The organism is Bradyrhizobium sp. SZCCHNR3119, assembly GCF_032487775.1.
GTDB lineage: Bacteria > Pseudomonadota > Alphaproteobacteria > Rhizobiales > Xanthobacteraceae > Bradyrhizobium.
Window position 1 is genome coordinate 1,576,989 of sequence record NZ_JAUEUV010000001.1, and the last position, 23,224, is coordinate 1,600,212.

The 23,224-nt window shown below is 60.2% G+C and carries 21 protein-coding genes; 8 read left to right on the plus strand and 13 right to left on the minus strand.

The genetic code is table 11. From position 1 onward, the window contains the following. Positions 1–10: 10 nt before the first annotated feature. The 4 genes from QX034_RS07555 to QX034_RS07570 all read left to right on the plus strand — a co-directional run bounded on the left by QX034_RS07555 (position 11) and on the right by QX034_RS07570 (position 4,486). On the plus strand, positions 11–1,102 hold the full coding sequence (locus QX034_RS07555; RefSeq protein WP_315706439.1) for a DUF2855 family protein: 1,092 nt from the start codon (positions 11–13) through the stop codon (positions 1,100–1,102). 246 nt (positions 1,103–1,348) lie between these two features. Further along, complete coding sequence (locus tag QX034_RS07560; RefSeq protein WP_315706440.1) at positions 1,349–1,906, plus strand: HNH endonuclease; 558 nt, start codon at positions 1,349–1,351, stop codon at positions 1,904–1,906. Between the two features lie 155 nt (positions 1,907–2,061). Further along, a complete protein-coding gene (gene ercA, locus QX034_RS07565) occupies positions 2,062–3,228 on the plus strand; it encodes an alcohol dehydrogenase-like regulatory protein ErcA (RefSeq protein WP_315706441.1) in 1,167 nt (388 codons plus the stop codon). After that, positions 3,206–4,486, plus strand: coding sequence for a sensor histidine kinase (locus QX034_RS07570; protein ID WP_315743832.1), 1,281 nt, complete (start codon positions 3,206–3,208; stop codon positions 4,484–4,486). The genes ercA and QX034_RS07570 overlap by 23 nt, the downstream gene beginning before the upstream one ends. A gap of 199 nt (positions 4,487–4,685) precedes the next feature. Here the strand turns inward: QX034_RS07570 and QX034_RS07575 are convergent, their stop codons facing one another. The 4 genes from QX034_RS07575 to QX034_RS07590 all read right to left on the minus strand — a co-directional run bounded on the left by QX034_RS07575 (position 4,686) and on the right by QX034_RS07590 (position 6,894). After that, a complete protein-coding gene (locus QX034_RS07575) occupies positions 4,686–5,606 on the minus strand; it encodes a diguanylate cyclase (RefSeq protein ID WP_315706443.1) in 921 nt (306 codons plus the stop codon). Between the two features lie 124 nt (positions 5,607–5,730). Continuing rightward, a complete protein-coding gene (locus QX034_RS07580) occupies positions 5,731–6,285 on the minus strand; it encodes an A24 family peptidase (RefSeq protein WP_315766962.1) in 555 nt (184 codons plus the stop codon). A 9-nt stretch (positions 6,286–6,294) separates the two neighbouring features. Then, positions 6,295–6,555: a Flp family type IVb pilin gene (locus QX034_RS33995; RefSeq protein WP_409977553.1), complete on the minus strand. Its 261-nt coding sequence runs from the start codon at positions 6,553–6,555 to the stop codon at positions 6,295–6,297. 150 nt (positions 6,556–6,705) lie between these two features. Then, positions 6,706–6,894 (minus strand): Flp family type IVb pilin, encoded by a 189-nt coding sequence (locus QX034_RS07590; RefSeq protein ID WP_315706445.1) that lies wholly within the window; start codon positions 6,892–6,894, stop codon positions 6,706–6,708. 441 nt (positions 6,895–7,335) lie between these two features. Here QX034_RS07590 and QX034_RS07595 point away from each other — a divergent pair, with 441 nt between their 5' ends. The 4 genes from QX034_RS07595 to QX034_RS07610 all read left to right on the plus strand — a co-directional run bounded on the left by QX034_RS07595 (position 7,336) and on the right by QX034_RS07610 (position 12,633). Beyond that, entirely contained in the window at positions 7,336–8,625 is a 1,290-nt protein-coding gene (locus tag QX034_RS07595) for a TadE/TadG family type IV pilus assembly protein (RefSeq protein ID WP_315743836.1), read from the plus strand. Positions 8,626–8,638: 13 nt separating this feature from the next. Then, positions 8,639–9,148: a TadE/TadG family type IV pilus assembly protein gene (locus tag QX034_RS07600; protein ID WP_315706447.1), complete on the plus strand. Its 510-nt coding sequence runs from the start codon at positions 8,639–8,641 to the stop codon at positions 9,146–9,148. Positions 9,149–9,151: 3 nt separating this feature from the next. After that, the gene (locus tag QX034_RS07605) at positions 9,152–9,571 is read left to right on the plus strand and encodes a pilus assembly protein (protein ID WP_315706448.1); all 420 of its coding nucleotides are present in this window, start codon (positions 9,152–9,154) and stop codon (positions 9,569–9,571) included. 239 nt (positions 9,572–9,810) lie between these two features. Then, the gene (locus QX034_RS07610; protein ID WP_315706449.1) at positions 9,811–12,633 is read left to right on the plus strand and encodes an EAL domain-containing protein; all 2,823 of its coding nucleotides are present in this window, start codon (positions 9,811–9,813) and stop codon (positions 12,631–12,633) included. 95 nt (positions 12,634–12,728) lie between these two features. Here QX034_RS07610 and QX034_RS07615 read toward each other — a convergent pair whose 3' ends face one another. From QX034_RS07615 to QX034_RS07655, 9 genes are all read right to left on the minus strand, one after another. Further along, a complete protein-coding gene (locus QX034_RS07615; RefSeq protein WP_315706450.1) occupies positions 12,729–13,256 on the minus strand; it encodes a tetratricopeptide repeat protein in 528 nt (175 codons plus the stop codon). A gap of 271 nt (positions 13,257–13,527) precedes the next feature. Continuing rightward, entirely contained in the window at positions 13,528–13,887 is a 360-nt protein-coding gene (locus tag QX034_RS07620) for a hypothetical protein (protein ID WP_316192461.1), read from the minus strand. 29 nt (positions 13,888–13,916) lie between these two features. Beyond that, positions 13,917–15,425 (minus strand): type II and III secretion system protein family protein, encoded by a 1,509-nt coding sequence (locus QX034_RS07625; protein WP_315706452.1) that lies wholly within the window; start codon positions 15,423–15,425, stop codon positions 13,917–13,919. A 467-nt stretch (positions 15,426–15,892) separates the two neighbouring features. Further along, a complete protein-coding gene (locus QX034_RS07630; protein ID WP_316195151.1) occupies positions 15,893–16,855 on the minus strand; it encodes a type II secretion system F family protein in 963 nt (320 codons plus the stop codon). A gap of 19 nt (positions 16,856–16,874) precedes the next feature. Then, complete coding sequence (locus QX034_RS07635) at positions 16,875–17,834, minus strand: type II secretion system F family protein (RefSeq protein ID WP_316195153.1); 960 nt, start codon at positions 17,832–17,834, stop codon at positions 16,875–16,877. Positions 17,835–17,837: 3 nt separating this feature from the next. Beyond that, positions 17,838–19,238 (minus strand): CpaF family protein, encoded by a 1,401-nt coding sequence (locus tag QX034_RS07640; protein ID WP_315706455.1) that lies wholly within the window; start codon positions 19,236–19,238, stop codon positions 17,838–17,840. A 1-nt stretch (position 19,239) separates the two neighbouring features. Further along, on the minus strand, positions 19,240–20,439 hold the full coding sequence (locus QX034_RS07645; RefSeq protein ID WP_315706456.1) for a CpaE family protein: 1,200 nt from the start codon (positions 20,437–20,439) through the stop codon (positions 19,240–19,242). Then, positions 20,439–21,389, minus strand: a complete 951-nt coding sequence (gene cpaB / locus QX034_RS07650) for a Flp pilus assembly protein CpaB (protein WP_315743849.1) — start codon at positions 21,387–21,389, stop codon at positions 20,439–20,441. The genes QX034_RS07645 and cpaB overlap by 1 nt, the downstream gene beginning before the upstream one ends. A gap of 225 nt (positions 21,390–21,614) precedes the next feature. Further along, positions 21,615–23,213 (minus strand): HD domain-containing phosphohydrolase, encoded by a 1,599-nt coding sequence (locus QX034_RS07655; protein WP_315706458.1) that lies wholly within the window; start codon positions 23,211–23,213, stop codon positions 21,615–21,617. Positions 23,214–23,224 lie beyond the last annotated feature (11 nt).

Sequence of the window (23,224 nt, forward strand, 5' to 3'; positions counted from 1 at the left end):
AGGTCACGCCATGAGATCCACCGACTTCGTCGTCGCGCGCCACGATCTCACGCAGTGCAAGACGATCGAGACCGAACTGCCCGATGTGGATGCGCTGCCGCCCGAAGCATTGCTGGTCAAGGTCGATCGCTTCGCCTTCACCGCCAACAACATCACCTACGCGCTGCTCGGCGATCAGCTGAAATATTGGCAGCTGTTCCCGGCCCCCGCAGGCTTCGGCATCGTTCCGGTGTGGGGCTTCGGCGAGGTGATCGCCTCCATCAATCCGTCCATCGCCGAAGGCGAACGGCTGTTCGGCTACTTTCCGATGGCGAGCCACCTCGTCATCGAGGCGAGCCATGTCAGCAAGTGGGGCCTACGCGATGCGGCAGCGCATCGGCAAGGCGCGGCGGCGGTCTACAACGCCTATGCGCGCGTCAGCGACGATCCGGCCTTCGGCGGGCGCCAGGGCGACTACCAGGCCTTGCTGCGCCCGCTGTTCATGCTGTCGTTCCTGGTCGATGACTATCTCGCCGAAAACGCGCTGTTCGGCGCATCGCAGGTGATCCTGTCCTCCGCGTCCAGCAAAACGGCCTTCGGGCTTGCGCATCTCTTGCACACGCAGCGGCCTGGCATCCGCGTGATCGGCCTCACCTCGCCGGCCAACGCGGCCTTCGTCCAGTCGCTTGGCTGCTATCACGAGGTCGTCAGCTACGACGAGGTGGAGCGGCTCGATGCCGCCGCGCCCGCGGTCTTCGTCGACATGGCCGGCAATGCGGCCTTGCGGGCGAGGCTGCATCAGCACCTCAGCGACAACCTCAAATATTCCGGCCGCGTCGGCCTGACCCATCAGGACGGCAACGACGGCCCCGCCGATCTGCCCGGCGCCAGGCCGAACTGGTTCTTCGCACCCGACCAGATCCGGAAGCGGGCCAAGGACTGGGGTCCGGGCGGCGTCGAAAGCCGATTGGGCGCAGCGTGGCGCGGCTTCGCGCCGAAGCTCGACGGATGGCTCACCGTCGTCGAGGGCTGCGGACCCGCGGCGATACAGCGGGTCTATCTCGATACGCTCGGCGGGCGGGTTCCGCCGCATCACGGACACATGCTGGCGGTGGCGGAGTAGGCGGCCCGCTGCGGACCTGCCCGGAACGGCGAATCAGCCGCGGGCTCTTCTCGCAAAGGTGATCGTGGCTGATGCAAGCGGGTTGCAGCAGACGCGCCAAAAGGTCATTGTCCATGGTTCCGGCCCACTTTCGGCCCGGACTGGCATGCAGGATAAGCTGTTCTCGGGGCTTCACAATCCCGTCACGCTGCATGTAGTATGTGGGTGCATGCTGCTTTGCAGCCGTATGGAGGCCAGGAGCGTTACTTGAACGCACATGTCTCACAAGGCGGTTGGCCGGTGTTGGTGCTGAACGCGGACTTCCGGCCGCTGAGTTATTACCCGCTGTCGCTTTGGTCCTGGCAGGACGCGATTAAGGCGGTGTTCCTCGATCGTGTGAACATCGTCGAATATTACGACCGGGCGATCCGAAGTCCTTCCTTCGAGATCCGATTGCCCAGCGTGGTCTCGCTGAAATCGTTCGTCAAACCGACCACGCATCCTGCCTTCACCCGCTTCAACGTTTTCCTTCGCGACCGTTTCGTCTGCCAATATTGCCTCTCCGGCGACGACTTGACCTTCGATCACATCATCCCGCGCAGCAAGGGTGGCCAGACCACCTGGGAAAACGTCGTCGCCGCCTGCTCGCCCTGCAATCTGAAGAAGGGCAACATGACCACGCAGCAGGCCAAGATGTTCCCGAGACAGACGCCCTATGCCCCGACGGTGCACCAGCTGCACCGCAACGGTCGCCTCTTCCCACCGAACTATCTGCACGAAAGCTGGCTGGACTATCTCTATTGGGACACCGAGCTCGATCCGTAGCGGTGCGGCGAGTGTTGTGCTGCGACTCATAAGAGCGCCAAAAGACACAAAAGAGTGTCACGTTTTCCAACGCCTGTTGACGCTTAGTCGGCCACGGTCCGCAATCTTAGATTGCGGTGCGGACACTTTGAAAACGACCCGAAAAGGGGAACAAAATGGACCCGCATGTCGCGTTCGATTTGCGCAAATTCGTTGCGCCGGAGTTCGTCTACGGCGTCGGAGCCCTGACGCTGATCGGACGCTACGCGAAGAATTTCGGCGCCGGGAAGGCGCTGGTGGTGACTGATCCCGGTGTGATCCGCCCCGGATGGGTAGACAAAGCGTTCGCCTCGCTCGACGCCGAGCACATTCCCTGGGCTACGTTCCAAAGCATCACGCCCAATCCCAAAGATCATGAGGTGGCCGCCGGAGTGAGGTTCTATCGGGAGCAGGGATGCGACGTCATCGTAGCGGTGGGGGGCGGCAGCCCGATGGATTGCGCCAAGGGGATCGGGATCGCGTCCGCCAACAACAAAGACGTTCTGGAATTCGAAGGGGTGGACGAGGTGCCAACGCCCGGCCCACCCCTGATTTGCGTTCCAACCACCGCCGGGACCTCGGCGGATATCTCTCAGTTTGCGATCATACTCGACACGCTCCGCAAGCTGAAGATTTCCATCGTCAGCAAGACGGTGGTGCCCGACGTTTCGCTGATAGATCCGGAAACCACCACGACCATGCCGGCCGATCTGACCGCCGCCACGGGTCTGGACGCATTGGTCCACGCCATTGAGGCCTATGCGTCCAACGCCAGTTCGCCCGTTACCGACATTAACGCTCTGGCGGCCATACCGCTGCTCGCACAAAATCTGGCTCCAGCAATCGCCTCGCCAAAAAACCTGGAATACCGAAACAATATGATGTTGGGCAGCCTGTTGGCGGGCTTGGCGTTTTCCAACGCCGGCCTCGGCCTGGTCCATTCCATGGCCCACAGCATGGGTGGACTGCTCGACGCGCCGCATGGATTGTGCAACGCGCTGTTGCTGGATCATGTCATCGACTTCAACTACCCTGCAGCACCTGAGCGCTACGACAGAATTCTATCGGCGATCGGCGGCGAGACCGCGGGCGCGCCCGGCCGCAAGGCTGCGCTGTTGAAATGCATCGCGAAGCTGCGCGAGAATGCCGGCATCACCACGACGATCGGCGCGTTGGGCGTCACTGCGGCCGATATTCCCCAGCTTTCCATCAATGCCTTCAACGATCCTTGTTCCGCCACCAATCCCCGGCAGGCGAGCATTCAGGAAATAGAGAAGTTATATGAACGAGCGCTCTCGATCTGAGTCTGTTGGACCGCCCCTACGCGAGAAGATCATCGGGCTGGGAGAGCGCTCGATCCGAAAAAGCTATTATCCGCAGCTTCGACAGCAATTGGAGGAGCTGGAGACGGCGCGCAAGAAACTGACCGAGAGTGAGGCTCGCTACCGTTCGCTCGTAGAAAACATCAACGAAGTCATCATCAGTTTGGACAGCGAGGGGAGAGTTACTTATGCCAGCCCCGTCTTACAGAATTCGTATGGGCTGGCACCCGAACAGATTGTCGGCCAAAAGCTCACACAATTCATCCACTCCGATGATCAGCCCGTTCTAACGAACAGCCTCGAAAGCGCCTTGGCCGGGCGGCAGAAATTCGTTGAGTTTCGATTGCTCGGCAAGGAGGGCGTTCCTCGCTATATGCGCATATCCAGTCGACCGCTCATGGAACAGGGGCGCGCGGTCGGTCTGACCTGCATCTTGAGCGACATCACCGAGAGCAAGCTGGCCGAGGATGCTCTGCACAAGCTCAACGAAGAGCTGGAGCGGCGAGTAGCCGAGCGTACGGCCGACCTGGAACGCTCCAACAAGAATCTGGAGGCGTTCTCCTATTCCCTCTCCCACGACCTTCGGACGCCGCTGCGGGCCATCGATGGATTCTCGGGAATTCTAATGGAAGATTACCACGACCGGCTCGACAAGGAAGGTCTGCACAATTTGGAGGTCATTCGTAGCAGTTCTGCCCGAATGGCCCGTCTGATTGACGACGTCCTCGAATTTTCTCGCGTCTCCCGCCGGGAGTTGGCAACGGCACCAGTGGATATGGCCGCATTGGTGCGCGAGGTCTTCGAGGAAGCGCGGAGCGCAGCGCCGCAGCGCAAGATCGCCCTGCTGCTGGGAGCAGTCCCTCCGGCCAGGGGGGATTGCACCATGATCCGCCAAGTGCTGGCAAACCTGTTTTCGAACGCCATCAAATTCACGGCTCGCCGCGCCGAGGCAGTGATCGAGGTGGACGGCGCTGTCGAGGGCGACGAAGTCGTCTACCGGATGAAAGACAATGGCACCGGCTTCGACATGCGATACGTGGACAAACTGTTTGGCGTCTTCCAGCGGCTCCACCGAGCCGATGAATTCGAGGGCACCGGCGTTGGCCTGGCCATCGTCAAGAACGTCGTCGTGCGCCATGGCGGGCGGGTGTGGGCCGAGGGTAAAGTGGACGAAGGCGCGAGCTTCTACTTCACGCTGCCTGCGGCTCTTTCCGCTGAAACGCCACAGAATACTCCCTAGCGCTACTCTGACATATTTTTAGTGGCGGGCGAGCTTTGGGTATTCGTAAGAGAGGGTTTGCGTGATTCACGTGAGGTCGGCTTTTGGAGGACCGATCAATGGACGTGGACTGGCAAGCTGACCTCGACCTCTGGCTTGTGCGGTTTGTCGGGGCGCTACGGCACAAGACGCGGGCGCTTCATTACTGGCACGCCAGCATTTAGACGGAGGCCGCCGGGGATGCACTCATTGAATCATTCCAGGCGATGACGCGATTCCTTCCCATCGCCTTGGCGACGTAAAGAGCGTTGTCGGCGCGATCGATGGATTGCTCTACTGGTATATCCGGGTCCAAAAGGGTCAACCCGAACGAGACGGTGACTTGAAATATTTCCTTGCCATTCGCGTCAAATCGCAACGACCCGAGCTCCTCCCGCAACCGGTCAACGATGTCGTGGCCCGCCTTCAGGTCGGCGTCTGGCATAAAAATCAGAAACTCCTCGCCGCCAAATCGAAATATCTTGTCGTAGGGGCGCAGGTGCATGATGATGTGGCGCGCAAAACCAATCAGCACCTTGTCCCCGGTGGCGTGTCCATATTTGTCGTTGATGGCCTTGAAGTGATCCAGATCCATCATCGCCAGGGCGCACGGTTGCACGCCGCGCTTTACCAGCTCCCGTTGCTCGCGGAGGCTGGTCAGCATCGATGTTCGGCTCCGCGTCCCCGTCAACGGATCAAGGTTAAAGAGCGCATCCGCGAGTTCACGCTGGACGGTCGCGAGTTCCAGGCGCAGGCGTTTCACTGCGGTCACGAAACGTTCGAAATCTCCGATCTCGATCCGGTCGCCGCTCACGGACGCCCGCAGGAGTCTCGCCGCATGCTGATGCATCCGCTCATGCTCAAGTCCGATCTCTGCGACGCCGGGATGGTGTTCAAGCTCGGTCATCCCATCCTTGTAGTACCATTGGCCAAACCGGCACATGCGATGAGCGTCGTCGCTGATATCCCGTTGATCCGGCGTCAGGCGACAGATCAAGGTGCCGTAAATCATCTCGGCCCATTGCTCGTGATTGTAAGCGGCCTGCTCCAGTTCCTTCAGCGCCTTGCGCATTTTCTCGTCGGGCATGGTGGGAATGGGCATGTCACGAGTCCTCATGTCTTGCCTACGATTGACTTGTTATCGCGCAACGGCACACTGGATCATGGTCTCATCTGTTTAGCATGATCTCTTCGGAAAGCCGGTTCTCACCGTTCCGGATCGTGCTCTAACGTTGAAAGAACTCCATGGCGGAGTAAATGATGACGCCGCCCAGCACGGCCACGGCGTAAGGCATGGGATATCCTCCACCGATCCTGATGCGCTCCGCCTTGATCGCCCGGACAAACCCGCTCGTCCTCGCCGACGGAGCAGCTTCCGCCGCGGCGGGTCGGGGCGCGGGCAGACGCTTAAGCCCGTAACGCGCCGCGAGATAGACGCAGCTGAGCCCCCCGCCGGCCAGGACGATGTCGATCAAGAGCTGTCCAACGCGATCGGGCGGAACAAGAAGTGTTGCGGCGCTAATGAGCTTCAGGTCGCCGCCCCCGATGATCTTGAAGTGAGCAAAGATCCAGAGCCCAAAAAATACAATGATGGCGACGAGCAGGCTAAGCCAAAACGCCCCGGGTCTCAAAGCCAAGCCCTGAACAACTCCGATCACGGCGATCGCGACAACAAGCTCATTAGGAATGACCCTGTCCTTCAGATCGATGGCGGCGCCGACTCCGAACACAATCAGACTCGCCGGCTGACAGATAGCGTGGATGAAAAACGAGAGGCTCATGTTTTCTGTTCACCCCAATTGCTTTGCGTCCTGGTAAGCGACGCATCGCGATGGCTCCAGCGTCGCCGGCGGAAATTTTTCGGTACAGGGTGCTTTTGTCTTGCCTCCGATGTAGTTAAATATGGCTTCGAGGTTGGTGCCGATGAGCGTCACACCCACGATGATCACGACGGCGATCAGTGCGGCGAGAAGCCCATATTCGATCGCGGTGACACCCGACTCAGATTTGACCGAAAGCCAGCCGGCCACCTTTGTAGCGAACTTGCGCATCGTACGCTCCTCCACCGAAAACCGACGAGATCAGAATACGCTCATAACGTCCTGATGCGGCCCAACGCCGCAGCGAGCTTCAATCGAGAGCCGATCCGCATCCTGGCAAGCGACGCATGGCGATGGCGCCCGCGTCGCTGACGGAGACTACTAGGTGGGTACCTTTAGCTTGCTGGCGATGTAGTTGAATACAGCCTCGAGGTTGGTGCCGACGAGCGTCACGCTCGTGATAATCACGACAGCGATCAGTGCGGCGAGAAGCCCATATTCGATCGCGGTGACACCCGACTCAGATTCGATCGAAAGCCAGCCGGCGACTTTTGTAGCGAACCTGCGCATCGCATGCCTCGTTGTTCAAAACAAATAGTACCATGACCAGCTAACGGAAATAAGTTATTGACATAGCTCAACAATCGCAAACGAATATGATTCTCGAGCCTGCGTGTCTTTTTCGGGCAGCACATGCTGCGATGCACCAAGAGGCATGAACAACGGCATGCCCGGGAGCAAGGGCATGCCCCGCATCCCCCCGAGCGACCTTTCGATTTTGCTCCGGAGAAATCCGGGAGTTCCGGCGTTATGGTTCATGATGTTGCACGTTATCGATCGCCGCTCGGCGGCGGAACATTTTGCATCACGGACCGTTCTAATTTCGGGCTGGGCCATGTCAGATGAGCGTGCACGAGGCGAGCCGGCATTGAGCCATTCTGCAGCTGACCCGTTTTGCGGCTCCGTCTTGTGGCCGCATCGCCGGACAGCATCTGCAGGGGGTATATTGGGATGCGTATTTGGATCGGCGCCCTGGCGCGAAAACTTCGCCGGTCCCGGCAGGGCAGCGTCGCCATACAGATGGGCCTCGTAGCGGCCGTGTTGATCGGCATGGCCGCGTTGGCTGTCGACATCGGTTTCGCCATCTACAAGCATCGTCAAATGCAGTCGGCCGCAGACGCGGCGGCGTTCGGCGCCGCAACCGCACTGGCAACAGGCCATCCTGCCGATTTCAGGACCGAGGCGTATGCGCTCGCGGCCGCCGTCGGCTATGTCAACGGCGTCGATGGCGTCGTGATCACCGTCAATCATCCGCCGGTCAGTCCGCCGGCCAGCGCCGCGCATGCCGCGGATCCAGCCGCGGTCCAGGTGATCATTACCCAGCCTCAGACTCTCACTCTTGTCGGATTATTCGGCTCGGACCTCTTCACTCTGGGCGTGAGCGCGGTGGCGCTCCAGGGCAGTTCGTGCGTGCTGGCCCTTTCGCGTAGCGCCAACAAAGCAGTATCGGCATCCGGCGGCGCAATCGTGGACCTTACCAAGTGTGGGCTTGCGGTCTACTCAACGTCCGATTCATCGATCGACGTGTCCGGCGGCGGCACTCGAATCAATGCACAAACGGTATCAACTGCCGGCGACTACAGGACGAGCGGCGGTGGCTCGATTAATCCTGTCCAGCCGCCTATCAATACGAACGCGACCAACCTGCCAACCGACCCCTACAGCGGTCACACCGTGCCGACGCCTGGAACGTGCTTGAAGACCAACTACAAACTGACCGGAGCCGATAGCGACACGCTGATCCCCGGAACCTATTGCGGCGGGATTTCCGACAAGAGCAGCGGCGAACTCACGCTAATGCCGGGGGTCTACATCATCAATGGCGGCGATCTCACGTTGGGCCGCGGCGCCACGCTGAACGGGAAGAACGGCGTCTCCATCGTGCTCACGGGCGCCACGAGCAAACTGGTCGGGACGGCCCAAATTTCCGGCGGCTCGACTCTGAACATCTCTGCACCGACCGCCGGGCCGATGGCAGGAATTGCCTTGTTCCAGGACCCGAAGGCCAGCACAGGCAACGACAACAAGCTCTTGGGCGGCTCAACGATGACGATCACCGGCGCAGCATATTTTCCGAACGGTGCGGTCAACTACACCGGTGGCAGCGGAACCGTAACGACGTGCATGCAGCTTATCGCTTTGACGATAAATTTTAGCGGAAGTTCAACCTTGCAGCTCAATTGCTCCGGCGTACCGGTTCTTCCGATCGGTAGCAGCAGCGCGTCCCAGCTTGTCGAGTAGACGAGGCGCATTCATGTCCATGGCCAAGACGAAATCTGGAAAGCGGTCCGGACGCCGGAGTGAATCGGGCACGGCGGCCATCGAGTTCGCGCTGTTTCTCCCGTTCCTGTTCATTCTGCTGGTGGGAACGGTCGATCTCGGGTTCGCCATGTATGAGGCGATGCAGGTGAGCAATGCGGTCGAAGCCGGCATGCTGTATGCGGCCAAGAACGGCTGGGATTCTGCGGGCATTACCAACTCGGTGCTCAATGCCAGCAGCGTCTATCCGGACGGCACGCCGGCCCTGACAGCCACCCCCGCTCCACGGCGGTTTTGCGGCTGTCCGCAGGCAACCGGCATCACGGAGATGGCGTGCCTCTTCCCCATCCCCCCCAACCCCCCACCCACCTGCGCCGACGGGATCACCACGGCGGGCGTATATGTTCAGGTCAACGCGGCGCTCAATCACCTAATTATTCTGTCCCTTCCGGGACTGCCGGTGCCGTCCACATTTACCGCAAAAGCGGTGGTGAGGGTGAACTAGGCGATGGCGCCGATCCGGAAATCGCAAACCCGGTTTCGGCTTCGCGGTGCCGTCGCCATTGAATATGGCTTCGTCCTGCCGGTGCTGCTGCTGTTCACTTTCGGAATCATCGACATCGGCCGCCTGCTGTGGACATTTACGACCCTGAGCCGGGCGACCGAAGCCGCCGCGCGATGCGCCGCCGTCAACAGCACGGCGTGCGCCAACACCGGCCTGATCCAAAACTATGCCGTAGGCGAGGCATGGGGGCTCGATGTCACGGCTGCGGCGTTCACGGTCACGCAACCTGCCTGCGGCAAGCAGGTGAGCGCAACCTATACGTTCCAGTTTGTCATCCCGTGGTTTTATGGGACTTCAACGCTTGGCGGCGCCAACACCATGACGCTAAGCGCGACGGCGTGCTATCCGCCGCAATATCCGTAGCGGGCGTTGCGCAAGATCGAGCACCAGCGGCGTATCTCGCCCTTTCCAGGCCGGGATCGGCAGGTTGATCTGGATCAAGCCGATCAGCGCCCGAAAACGTACGTCTAGCATATCGTATCATGGCAGGATGCAGGCGCGGCATCGTCGTTTCGCGGCGTTGTGCTTTCGAAGCGGAAGTCGACACGTCGAAAGTTACCGGGACGAGCGTTCGATCGAGATCTTGAAGCTGAGGTTCTGCAATGTCGCGAACGGTCAAGGCCCCGCCGCCGATCGAGGCCCTCTTCGACAAGGCGGAAGAACAGGTCAGCAGATTTTTTCGGGACCGGCGGGATGACCCCACCAAGGGCACCATTGAAATCTCGGATGAGCGGTTCGTCCTTGTTCGAGGAGCGTCGCTGTCCGTCGAATTCTTTGATGTCCTCAAACGCCTCTTCGCGCATTCGGAGCATGAGGCCGCCGGCATTGCCAGCCAAATGCTGTTCGACATTGCTCATGCACTTGGGAAAGCGGACGCCCGCCACTTCCACAAAGCGATGGGATTGAGCGATCCGATCAGCAAACTCGCCCCCGGTCCCATTTTCTTTTCTCATGCCGGCTGGGCTTTCGTGGACATATCGGAAGAATCGAAACCCGAGCCCAGCGAAGACTATTTCCTTCTCTACGACCACCCTTACTCATTCGAGGCGGATGCCTGGATGCGTGCCGGCAAGCACAGCGATTTCCCAGTCTGCCACATGAACGCTGGGTATTCCTCGGGGTGGTGCGAGGAAAGTTTCGGACTGCCCCTGGTCGCCACGGAGGTTTCCTGCCGGGCCAGAGGCGACGCGGCTTGCCGCTTCATCATGGCACCGCCGGCCCGGATCGAGGCGCATTTGGCGCGCCATCTCGGGCATGCTCCGAAGCAGCCAAAAAAGATCCCGTATGGAGAGCTCGGGAAGTCCTTCAATCGCGATTGGACCAAGGAGGCGCTGCTCGAAAAATCGCTACAGAAAAGCGAGAGGGACTATCGCGCTCTGTTCGATCTTTCACCCGACGCCATCCTCGTCTGGAACGCGGACGGCACTGTCGACGCAGCCAACAAGTCCGCCGCAAAGCTTCTCGGATATGAGAAGGCCGAGGAGTTGATCGGCAGGAACTGGCAAGATTTTCTGGCGCCGGAAGAGCGCCAGGCCGCGGTTAAACGCATCCAAAGCCTCGAAAAGCCCAGCCTTATAAGCGAATCCGAATTCAAAATGCGACGGAAGGACGGGAGCCATGTGCTTGTTGAGGGGCGGGTATTCGTGGTTCTCGACAGTACGGGAAAGCCTGTCCAGGGTATCGCCTCGGCCCGCGACATCACCGGCCGCAAGGCGGCGGAACAGGCGATATACTTGAGTGAGGCGCGCTTCCGCAGCGCCTTCGAGTCCGCCGGGCACGGGATGGCATTGGTCGACCTGAACGGCCGCTTCATCAAGGTCAATGCCGCGTATTGCCGAATCACGGGCTACAGCGAGGACGAATTGCTGACCCGCAGCTTCGCGGATATCACTCACCCGGACGATCGCGCCGAAAACGTCAAAAACGCCCGTCGATTGCATGCCGGTGAAATCCCCGTTTACGAAACGGAAAAGCGCTATATCCGCAAGGACGGCAAAGTTGTCTGGGTCCAGCTCAACGCCGCCGTGGTCTTCGACGCATCAGGTGCGCCCTTTCACCATATCACCCAGGTGCAGGACATCACGGCGCGCAAAGCGGCGGAAGCCGCGTTACTCGCGCAAGCGCTGCATGACCCGCTCACAGGCCTGCCCAATCGCCCAGCGTTCATACGTCGGCTCCACGAAGCTCTCGCATCGAACAGGCGCGGAGGCGGAGCCTTTGCGGTCCACTACCTTGATCTGGATCGCTTCAAGGACATCAACGATACGCTGGGCCATATGGAGGGCGATCGCCTGTTGCAGGCGGTCGCGATCCGTCTCAAGGATGAAGTGCGCGAAAGCGATTTCATCGCGCGGTTCGGCGGTGACGAGTTTGCGGTTCTCCAAACCGACATGGACGAAGCGTCGGACGCCGGGGTGTTAGCCGCAAAGCTGACGAAATCGATGGCAGCTCCATATCGACTAGACGGCAACGAGATTCACATCACGGTAAGCATCGGAATCTCATTCTGCGATCCGACAATTACGGAACCTGAAACGATGCTGACCCAGGCCGATCTCGCACTCTATCGGGCAAAGGAAGAAGGCCGCGACCGCTATTGCTTCCACGCCGAAGAACTCGACCGGGAAGTGCGTGAACGCGTCGTGCTGACCAATGAGCTGCGCGCCGCGTTCGATAACCATGAGCTCGAACTCTACTACCAGCCACAGGTCGAGCTTACTTCAGGCCGGATCGTCGGGATGGAAGCGCTGGTTCGCTGGAACCACCCCCGACGCGGACTGCTATTGCCCGACCTCTTTATTCCCCTTGCGGAGAAGACTGGGACCATCTGCCCCCTCGGTCGCTGGGTGTTGGATCAGACATGCCGGCAGTTCAAGGCTTGGCGGGACCAGGGAATCGCGCCGCCTCGCTTGGCGGTCAACGTCTCCGCGGCGGAGTTGTGCGTTTGCACGGACTTCGAGGAGGATTTGGCCGAGAACCTGAAACGGTGGAGCATTGCTCCCGGCGAAATCGAAATCGAGCTTACCGAGTCCGTCTTGATGGAAACCACGCAGATGCATAGCGACGCCCTGGCACGGATCGAGCGACTCGGAGCGACTATTGCGATCGACGACTTCGGAACCGGGTACTCCTCTCTCGCCTATTTGAGCGCCTACCCGGTGGGCCGTCTCAAGCTGGCGCAGCGCTTCATCCTCGGCATCCCGGAAAACGCCGACGATATCGCGATTACCAAGGTGACGCTGAGTCTGGCGCGAGAACTCGGCATCAAGGTCATTGCGGAGGGCGTTCAGACCAAGGCCCAGCTCGATTTCCTTGTGTCTGCCGGCTGCCTGGTGGGGCAAGGCTTTTACTTCAGCAAGGCCGTGCCAGCCGAACGCGCCACCGAATTCCTGCGCCGGGGTGTCATCGAACCGGCTGCCTGCTGACTCCGATCGAAGCGTCCGTCATGGCAAGATGATCGTGTTCGATGCAACGCAACGATGCCCCGCGACGCCAACCCCGGCTCAATACGGAATGCACTCTACTGCGGAGGCAGCTCTCGCTCGATGAATCGATAGCTTGAATTCAGCAGATTGATGTTGTTGAGGATCGTCGGGTTGTCAGGTTCACGCCGGTAAGCTTCCATGAATTTTGCCCGAGCCGCGGTCAGTTTTCCGCGCAGCATGTAGGAATAACCAAGGTTATTGAGAATTTGCGTGGTTTCTCCACCCAGCTTGATGGCTTTGCCATACGCGCGGTCTGCCAGGTCGAAACGCCCAAGGCGGTCGTAGCTGGCGGCGAGCCCGATCCATGCACTCACGTCCTTCGGAGCCTTTTCGACCGCACTCTGGAAATACTGCTCGGCTGTTCCGTAAATCCCGCGATTGAAATATTCCTCGCCCAACCGCAAGGGTTCATCTGAAGGATAATATTTGACGTCCCCGGGCTCTGAGATCGTCACGGTGGTTCCTGCATCGTCGACGGCCGCAACCGGGCCCGCTACGGTTTCGCACCCTCCCAGCGCGATTGTGAGCAGTCCGGCCGACAACAAATGAAAAATGCGCGCCATTTCGATTCGAAATGCCCCTAGTACCGCCGACCCGAAGTGAAGTCCCTGCATCACCTGCCGCGAATTCGTCTCAGGGACTTCAGATCGAAAAGCGGTACTAGAATCATAAGCTTGCTAATACCCATGACTTTCCGAAGCTCGTGCAAGAATATAGCAGCAGTGACTCACGAACTTCGGAAAGTGGGTGCTAGAGTCTGTAACTGATGCTCTGGCGCTTCAAGTCGGGAGATTCCCGGCACGAGTTGTATCCAGGTGATCGCCCCGCGCGCCCTTATTGCCCGCCGCCATAGCCTTCCCCACCGCCACTACTGCTCGCGGTTGGAATAATGATCGGGGCGAGGGTCGGCGCAGCCGTGGTCTTACCCAGCCCACCTGGATTCCTGTAGCGTGTGATTGCACCGACCATGCGCTCGCCATTTGCGGGAATGCGCCGGTTGCGGACATGGCGCGGCCAAGGGTCGATGATGTGGGTGACCGCATTCACCTCTCTGGCGTCGCCGGAGGTCACCGAGATCGTATCGATCCGCTGAAAATACCGCGCCATTTCATCCCAAAACGGGTAGTCCGCCGCCCGCGCATCGCCAGAGACGATCAGGATCAGGAGTGCGACCAAGCCGGTCATTTTCGTCATTCGAACCTTCCTTCCCATCGGTCGCGCCATCATTTCGGTTCGAGGGGCATCATGTGACCATAGGGTCCTTCATGCGCTCCACCCGAGGTCAGGTAGTCGGTATATTGCTTGCGGACTTCCGGCCGGCCCATCAGGAACAGGTCGACATCGTTGCCGGGAAGCTGTTTGTCAAATGGCGTCGCCAGGGCCTGGCCAGGAGCCGCGGGCGCGACAAGATGAGGCGTGACGATCACCACGAGATCGGTCTCTTTCTGCTGGTACGACGTGCTGCGGAACAGCGCCCCGAGAACGGGCACCGAACCAAGCCAGGGCAGTTGTCCGACATCCCGCAAATTATCCGACTGAAGAAGACCGGCAATCGCGAAGCTCTGCCCGTCGCGCAGTTCGATCGCCGTCCGCGCCTCCCGTTTGCTCAGCGCCGGAACAAGAGTACCGGAGATCGAAACGGCGTTGGTGTAATCGAGTTCGCTGACCGAAGGCGTCAGGCGCAGATTGATGATTCCGCTGGCGAGGACGGTCGGAACGAACGTCAATTGCACGCCGAATGGCTTGTACAACACGGTAATGACAGGGGTGGTGCCCGACGAGGACTGCACGGAAGGCACAGGATATTCTCCACCCGCGAGAAAGCTCGCCGTGTCGCCGGAAAGAGCGACGAGATCCGGCTCCGCGAGCCGCCGTGCGAGTCCCTTCTTCTCCAGCGCAGTGATCAGAACGTCGACGCTGCCGCCCTTGTTGGCAAGGTTGAAAAGCCCAACGCCGAAGGGCGCACTCAAGGTGCTTCCAGCGAATGTTCCGATCGTGTTGAACACGGGAACTCCAGCGCTCGTGGCCGTGGGGCCAGCCTGGGTGATGGCGCCCGTTCCGGTATTGATGCCACGCGTTCCGCTGGCATTGGCACCAAACCAGTTCACACCGATTTCCCGCTCCGCTTGGCGGCTCACTTCGATGAAACGGACTCTCAGCATCACCTGCTGCGACGCGGCAACGCGCATCGCGTTGATGACGTATTTTTCGGGGTCCTTTCCTTCCGGCGGCGTCGCCATTCCCCTAGCGATCGCGACCGCCTTTTCCGCATCCACGGCATCCCTCGCCTCGCCGCTCAACACAATCTGGTTGTTGCTGCTGGAGACGCGGATGCCGGGGCTGTTCGTTCCGGAGCGAATCTTGCTCGCGATATTCTGGACATCGATCGTGACTTCCAGTCCGATCACGCCGATCACATTCTTGCCTTGATCGAACAGGGTAACATTGGTGGTTCCGATTTTCTTGCCCTGAATATAAACTATGCGATCGGACATCGGCAGGACATCGGCAATATCCGGAGCTCCAACGACCGCCGAGGCAAATGGCTTATCCAGCTTGATCGTGCGCGACTTGTCGCGCGTCACCGAAATCTGCCGCGCTGGTATGGGGTCATCCTGAACCACGTGCACCTGCGACCTCGCCGGGCCGGTGCCGTAGATTCCGACGCTGATGGCCGCAGCCATCAGTGCCACGGCCGCTCCCATGCGGCCCATCACGAGGCGGCCCAGCAACTGTCCTCGAATTGCCGATGCTGTCCCACTTTGTAGGGACTGGCTGATGCCGCCTGCCAACCTAAGGAACATGCCCGCCCCATCTGGAACCAAGCCATCATTTTTTTGGCGCGGCCAGCTAGGCTCCATGCGTCGCGGCGATTGGCGGCTTCATGGAACTCGTAACCAGCACACCTTCAATTTGATTGAAGCGCACCCAAACAACAGCCATGCCCGCCCTCAGCTGTCATCGAATTCAAGTGAAACTCATTCGCCCCAACCATCGAGACGAATCAAAGCCTGCCAACACAACCACCGGTGATTATTTGATTGTTTTAACTCGCGAATGTCAATGGCGGACAGGGGCTTGCTTGACATGATCACATGAAACCGCCCGACTGTTGTCCAAAAGCGCGGTCGCGCATCGAGCGGCGATTCGATCTCGGCAGCATGGTCCGACGCTCCGGCTTTGCATTGCAACAGCCGCTTCAGTGCAATCCAGATCGGAACATATCGATCAATCTTAGGGCGGCCGGTCCACCAACGAGCAGAAAGACCGTAGGCATGATGAACAGCATCACCGGAATGGTTAGCATCGCCGGCAACCGGCTTGCCCGCTCTTCCAACAGCGCCATCTGGTCATTGCGCATTTCCACTGCCCCCACCCGCAGCGATTGGGCAAGTGGCGTTCCGAATTGTAGACTCTGGGACAGCATGCTCACGACTGACCGCACGCTCGGAACGTCGATCCGATCAGCCAAGTTGGTGAGCGCCTGCGCGCGACTGGGCAGGACATTGATTTCAGCCCAGGTCAGAACGAGTTCATCGGCGAGCGCCGGTTGCGCCTCCCTGAGTTCGCGAGCGACCCTTTGAAGCCCGTCCTCGAGAGACAAACCGGCCTCGACGCAGACCACCAGCAATTCGAGTGCATCAGGCAGCCCTGACGCGACGGCCTCGGCCTGCTGCTTCACGACGCGATCGATATAGAAGAGCGGTGAAATCCAGCCCAGGATCGCGGCCACGATCGCAGCCATGATCGGCAGCCACCAGTGCGCCGCAAAGAGGGCAAAACGCATGGCCGCCCCCAACGCCAATGCGGCAAAGCTCAAGGCCACAACAACCCTGGCGAAGACAAAATATGACACTGCCCGATCGGCCGGCACACGGAGGTACGAAAGCAGCCGGATGATCTGCTGCTGCTCCGCCTTCGAGACGCCGACCGCGAGCGAAGGAAGCTGCCGCACGATCGTTGGATGCGCCTCTCCCGGCGCTCCAGCCCCTGCCATCGCGGGTCGCGGCAGGGCCAGATTGACGCGCCGCGCCAGCGCGTCGGCATGCACCAGAATGCTGGAAGCAATCAGAACCGTGCCACCTGCGACCAGCGCAATTATGCCAAACAGCCCCATCAAGTCGGCGAAAGTCAGGGCATTCCAGAGCTGCCACGCATTCATGGCTTCGCCTCTATTTCCGTCACGCGTCGGTCACACTGCGCATCATCCTCCGCATCGTAAGGAACGATAGCAGAAGCAGAGCGCCAGCCAGCGCGAGAATCAAATGGCCGCGCGGGTCCGTCCATAAGGGGATGAGATAGCGCGGTTGAACGACGAGCAACGCTCCGGTGGTCAGAATCGGTATCGCACCGAGAGTATAAGCGGTGATGCGAATTTCGCCGGTGGCGGCCTTGGCCTTGAGGCGGGCCGCGCGGCGCTTGCGTATGATGTCGGAAAGAATTTCCAGCGTCGCCGTGAGGTTGCCTCCGGTCACATACTGCAGCGTCATGGCTACGGTGAAAAAGCGAAACTCCGGCAGCCCTATTTCCCGGCTGCTTGTCTCCAGGGTTTCCTCGAGCGGAACGCCAATTCGCAGGTCATCAGCGATCAAGCCGAATACCGTGCTGACGGGTGGCGATCCATCGACGGCGACAGTCCGCATCGCCGCAGTGATCGGCAGGCCGGCCCGGAGCGTGCGAGCGACGGTGTCGACCGCGTCCGGAAACAGGTCGACGAACTTGCGTTCGGTCTGCTTCTGCTCCCGGGAAAGAAGAAAGCGCGGCGCAAAGAACGACGCAGCCGCGCTCACCGCCACCGCGAGCAATGGCGAGAAACCGAGGAGCTGGCGAGTCAGGAGCCACATCCCGCCGGCCGATAGCGCGGCTATCAGCAGGAGCTTGAGCGAGCCGGACCGCATTGCCCAGGTGTATTTGATTCCGATCGTGAATATGCGGCGCACCTGCGCATCAAATTTTCTGGTTCGGACCTTCAGCAGTTCGCCGAGCGCGCTGCCCCCCCCGGACGTCTCCCTTTCGCCGGTGATAAGGTTCACGCGCCTCTCCGTCTCCAGGCGTGTTCTTCGACTCATCAGCAGCGCCGCCGTCAGTGCGACCATGCCGATCAGCAGCAGAACAAGCGCCAGCCCGATGACGGACGACATGAGTTATTCCTCGGTTTCTTTCTCCGGAACGCCAAGCGACCGCAAGAACGCACGGGCTAATCCGAAATACTCCAGCCGCGGAATAAATTGTGGTCGGACCTGTGTCGGTTCGAAACCTCCGCGGAGGGTGCCATCCGGGTTTTCGCCCTGGTATTTGTAGGTGAACAACGAACCAAGGGTGATGACCTCTCCTTCCAGCCCGACAATCTCCGCAACTTCGGTCACCCGACGAACACCGTCGCGCATGCGCTCGGTATGCACCACAAGGTCGAGTGCGCTGACGATCTGGGTGCGAATCGCCCGCATCGGCAAGTTGCCGGTCCCCATCAAGATCATGTTCTCGATACGTCCCAACGCGTCGCGCGCGGAGTTGGCATGAACCGTCGACATGGAGCCGTTATGCCCCGTGTTCATCGCCTGCATCATGTCGAACGCCTCTGCTCCACGAACCTCCCCCACGATGATCCGGTCCGGCCGCATTCGAAGGGCGTTGCGCATCAAATCACGCTGGCTGATTTCGCCGTGCCCTTCGACATTGGGCGGACGCGTCTCCAGTTGAATGACGTGAGCCTGCTGAAGCTGGAGTTCGGCGGCATCTTCGATCGTGACGATGCGCTCGCCCGGATCGATCATGCGCGAAAGAGAGTTGAGCAGGGTCGTTTTACCGGAGCCGGTGCCACCGGAGATGATAATATTCAGACGACAACGCGCGGCGATCTCGAGCGCGCTTGCGAGCTGCGGCGAAAGCGTGCCGCCTGTGACAAAGCTTGCGAAATCCATCATGGACTTGGAAAATTTGCGGATCGAAATACAAGGTCCTCTGAGGCTGAGCGGCGGAATGATCACGTTAACACGACTGCCATCCGCCAATCTTGCGTCCAGCATGGGACTTGATTCATCGATGCGCCTGCCGATCGATGATGCGATGCGTTGCGCCACATGCAGGACGTGCGCATCGCTGCGGAACTGCAGCTTGGTCAGCTCCAGCTTGCCCCGCCGCTCTACATAGATCATGCGCGGTCCGTTGACGAGGATATCGGCTACCGACGAATCCCGTAGCAGCGGCTCGATCGGTCCGAGTCCGACCATTTCGTCGACGATGCTGGTGCTGAGAACGCGCTGTTCATCCTGATTCAGGAGAATTTTTCGCTCATTCGCGATCTCGGCCACCAGTTTATTGACGGAGACCATCAGGTCCTGCTGGCTGATCCGCACCGCAACCAATGGCTCGATACGCAGAAAGATCTGGTCGCGGATGTAGTCCTTCGCCACGGAGACCGTCGACGTTGTCGAGGCCTTCATCAGAGCATCGCCGACCGCCGTCCCCCCGGCTTGCCGCAGGTTCGTCGGAGCCTGCTCCGCGGCAGGCGTCTCGCTGGCGGTTTTTCTGCCGAACTGGCCCATGTCAACCAAAGACCCGACTGAATATCGAACGCGTCGGCGCGTCAGTCTCTCCCGTCAAGTCGCGGAGCAACTGCGTCAAACCACGGTTGAGCACAGCGCATTTCCGTGTGGCCTTCACACCAAATTTTGAGGCCATCGCGATGTCCCGATCATAGGGGATGATGATATCGGGGGCCCGGCCAACCGCACGAATGAACTCGGATTCCGGCAGCGCTCCGTCGGCCCCGTTCATGTTGAGAACATGCAGCGTCCTGCGCTCGGCAGAATTGGGCCCGATCCATTCGCGCCAGCGCGACAGTTCTCGCGCCGACGCCAGACTGGCATCACTGACCAGGACACAGACGCTCGGCTGGTGCAGCACTTGAGCCAGCCCCAACGCAACGATCGACGGCAAGTCGACAAAGACGAAACGATACCGATGCAGCAATTTTCCCAGTAGCGAGAGCACGGCGTCTTCGGCCAGCGTCGTGCTCTCGCTCAGCGGTTCAAGAGCCGCCAGCAAATCGAGACGCTCGCGCACATGTATCGTTCCGCGTTCGAGAAAGAGCCTGTCGACGCGCTCGGGCTTTTCGAACGCTTCGCGGAGCGCATGGCCCGGCGTCGAATCAAATTGCAGCGCGGCGTCGCCGTTGTGCAGGTCGAGATCGACAACCATGACCCAGCGTTGCCTTTTCTCGGCCAAATACCAGGCCGCGTTGGCCGCGATCGTGGTGGCTCCGACGCCGCCGCGCACGCCGATCACGAAGACGAGCTTGCCGGTGCGTTGATTCGGCGAATGTTCGCCTCCGTCACGCAGAATCCCGCGGCAGATCGCTTTAACCACGTCAATGATCAAAGGCTTGAAGAAATATTCGCTGACACCGGCGTTTTTCAGGTCGCGGTAGAGAACGATGTCGTTCCTGTCGCCGATCGCCACGACGCTGACGCTCGGTTCGCATCGTTCCGCAAGCTCATAAATACGTGCGAGCGGGTCATCGACGCCGCTCAGGTCCACAAAGAGAAGACGCGGCGACGGCTGCATGGCGAGGTAGGCTGTTGCGGTTTCGACCGTACCTTTCTTGAACTCGGCGTCGTCGACGCCGAGATCGCTGAGCGATTGACGGATGACTCCCTCGGAGTCCTGATCGGATACAAAGACCGTCGCAACCGGCGCCGCTTCCTGGGCGCGGGTCCGGCCGGGATCATGTCCGGGCGTATCCATCACTTTGGGCCTCTCTCGACGTTACCGGGCGCGATGACTTGCCGGGACAAAAAGGGCGCGCTGCCGCCAGACGAGTTGGGCGGACGGCGGACCAGACATTCGAGCGAACTCCCGGAAAGCGACTCGTCCGGATTGCATTTCCGCAGTACCTGTGCCCCGATCTCCCTGAGAGCTGGCGAAACATCCGACGCCCAGACCGGCCCGGCCTCCGTCTGTCCTTCAGGTCGCTCGACGGCTACGCGCTCGAGAGGCCGAACCGCAAGCTGAAACTTACCCAGCTGCGCGGCAACCATGAGCGCCTCCGCTTGCCGTTCAAGCAGCTCAAGCGTGACCGTCTTCGGAATACGGGCCTCGGCGCTCATCGCAGTCGCTACGTTGGTCGACTGAGTCAGTGACTGATCGATGGCGATCACTCGCACGTCGCGCAGCATAGTCTCGCTGACTGTCCTGCGCCCGGGATCAGTTGCTTGTTCGCCGAAGCTTTGCGTCAAAATCACATCCACACGATCGCCGGGCAAAACCATCCCTGCCGCGCTTTGTGCCGCATCAACGAAAATCGATACGGCACGGTTCCCCGGCTTGAGCACTGCGGCGAGAAATTGCCGATCGCCGGGCTTGACGAACTCGCTCGCGATCAGCGGCTCGCCCTCGGCGAAATTGCGCCGACTGATCGCGCCCAAGAATTCCGCTTCCGAAATCTGGCCACGCATGAGATATCCTGGGCGAACCTCACCCGGCCCCACGTCCTTCCAGGCAATATCCTCTTTTCGCAATAATGTGCCGAGGTCGATTGTACGGGCCGCCGCCAGGACCGCCGGTCGGCTTTCGACCGGTTTTTCGACTACAGCGACAGGGCGGTTTCTCATCTGGCCGAACCACACGATGAAGAGGCCAACTCCGACGAGCACGAAAACACCGCCTATGGCGAGCAGGATGTTGCGCAAAAACATTGAAAGGACTTTCTGGCGGCGATGTCGGTACGCCGCCCAGTATCAATGCAACCCGGCGGTCAAACCGGAATCCAGCTTGTTGTACTCATACTTGCTGCTAAGCTGATGATTTTGATTTGAATCAATGGTTCCAGCCCCTCGACGACCGCCTCGCGAGAACAACGAGACGGTTCGTCCCGGCCTCCGCCAATGCCGATTGCAGCGTGCAGTTCAGTCGAACTTGAATCAACTGAACTTGAAGCCCTTCTGGCGGAAGAGGGCAACGCAGGCGTCGACAGCCGCCGGATCGTAAATACGGTTTTTCCCAGCCTCGATCTCGGCCAGAGCCGCATCGAGACCAAGCCCGGCCCGATAGGGGCGATGCGACACCATCGCGTCAACTACATCGGCGACCGCCAGGATCTTGGCCTCGATCAGGATGTCCTCGCCTTTGAGGTGGTTCGGGTAGCCCGAACCGTCGAGCCGCTCGTGATGCTGCAGGATGGCTTGGGCGACGGGCCAGGGAAATTTGATGCCCTTTACGATGTCATATCCGGTTTGCGCGTGGGTCTGGACCATCTGGAATTCGAGCGGCGTCAACTTGCCGGGCTTGCTCAGGATCTCGGCCGGCACATTGATCTTGCCGACATCGTGAATCAGGCCTGCAAGGAAGACGCCCTCGATCTGCTCCTCTGTCAGACCGATCGCGCGCGCGATTGCGACCGCGAGATCGGCCACCCGGCGCTGATGGCCTGCCGTGTAAACGTCGCGCATTTCGACTGCGGCGGCGATCGCCTGGACGGTCGATTTCAGGTTTTCCTGCACGACCGAGAGCGCCGCCTCGTGCCCGGCACGGTCGCGCCGCGCTGAAATGCCAAACGCAAGATCTCCAGCCAGCTCCTTCAGCAGGACGACCTCCTCCGGGCCGAAGGCATCCTGTTCGCTCGCGTAGAATGCGACGCTGCCGAACACTTCCGATTTATTCTTGAGAGGCAGTGTGATGCAGGCGTTGAAACCGTATCTGAGCATGTCGGCCCGCCAAGGCAGCATATTCGGATTGGTCGCGACGTCCTGGTTGATCTGCACTTCACCGGTCCGGATCGCGGTCCCGGTCGGGCCCCGTCCCCGCTCGGTGTCCGCCCAGGTGATATTCGCCGTTTGAACAAATTCGGGATGCTCGCCAGCCCATGCCACCGGCCGTATCGACTTGGCCTCGTCGTGTTCGACAAAACCGATCCAGGCCAGGCGATAGCCACCGAATTCCACGCCGATCCGACACATTTCGTCGAGCAATTCCTGCTCGGTTGTTGCGCGCACGACTGCTGCGTCGGCGGCGCTGAGGGTTCTGAGCGTCCGGTTGAGTCGATGAAGTGCGCGTTCCGCCTGCTTCCGCCCGGTGATGTCGTGAAAAGTCGTGACGACCGCATGTGGAGCCGTCTCCCCCGCGAACAGCAAGGGCTGCGAATTGATGGAAATCCAGGTCGGCGCCCTGTCGGGTTGGCACAGGCCCATCACCACATCCTGTTGCGGCTGGCCGGTGCGCAAGGTGACCATGGAAGGGTGAGATTCTGCGGGGAACGGAGTTCCGTCTTCACGAATGCAGGGCCAGGGGACGGTGTCCGATTTCAACCCAAACAGCCGCCGTTCGGAAGGCCCCCCAAGGATTCTCGCGGCGGCCGGGTTGGTTGCAATGACGTCTCCGCTGGCTGCCTGAAACACAACGCCTTCGGCCATTGCCGCGACCAGCGAACGATACATCGCTTCGCTCTCGCGCAGCTTCACCTCGCTTTCACGCAGCGCCTCTTCCGCGCGTTTGCGTTCGCGCCGCCCTTCCGTCTCGGCCATGGCCCGCTGCA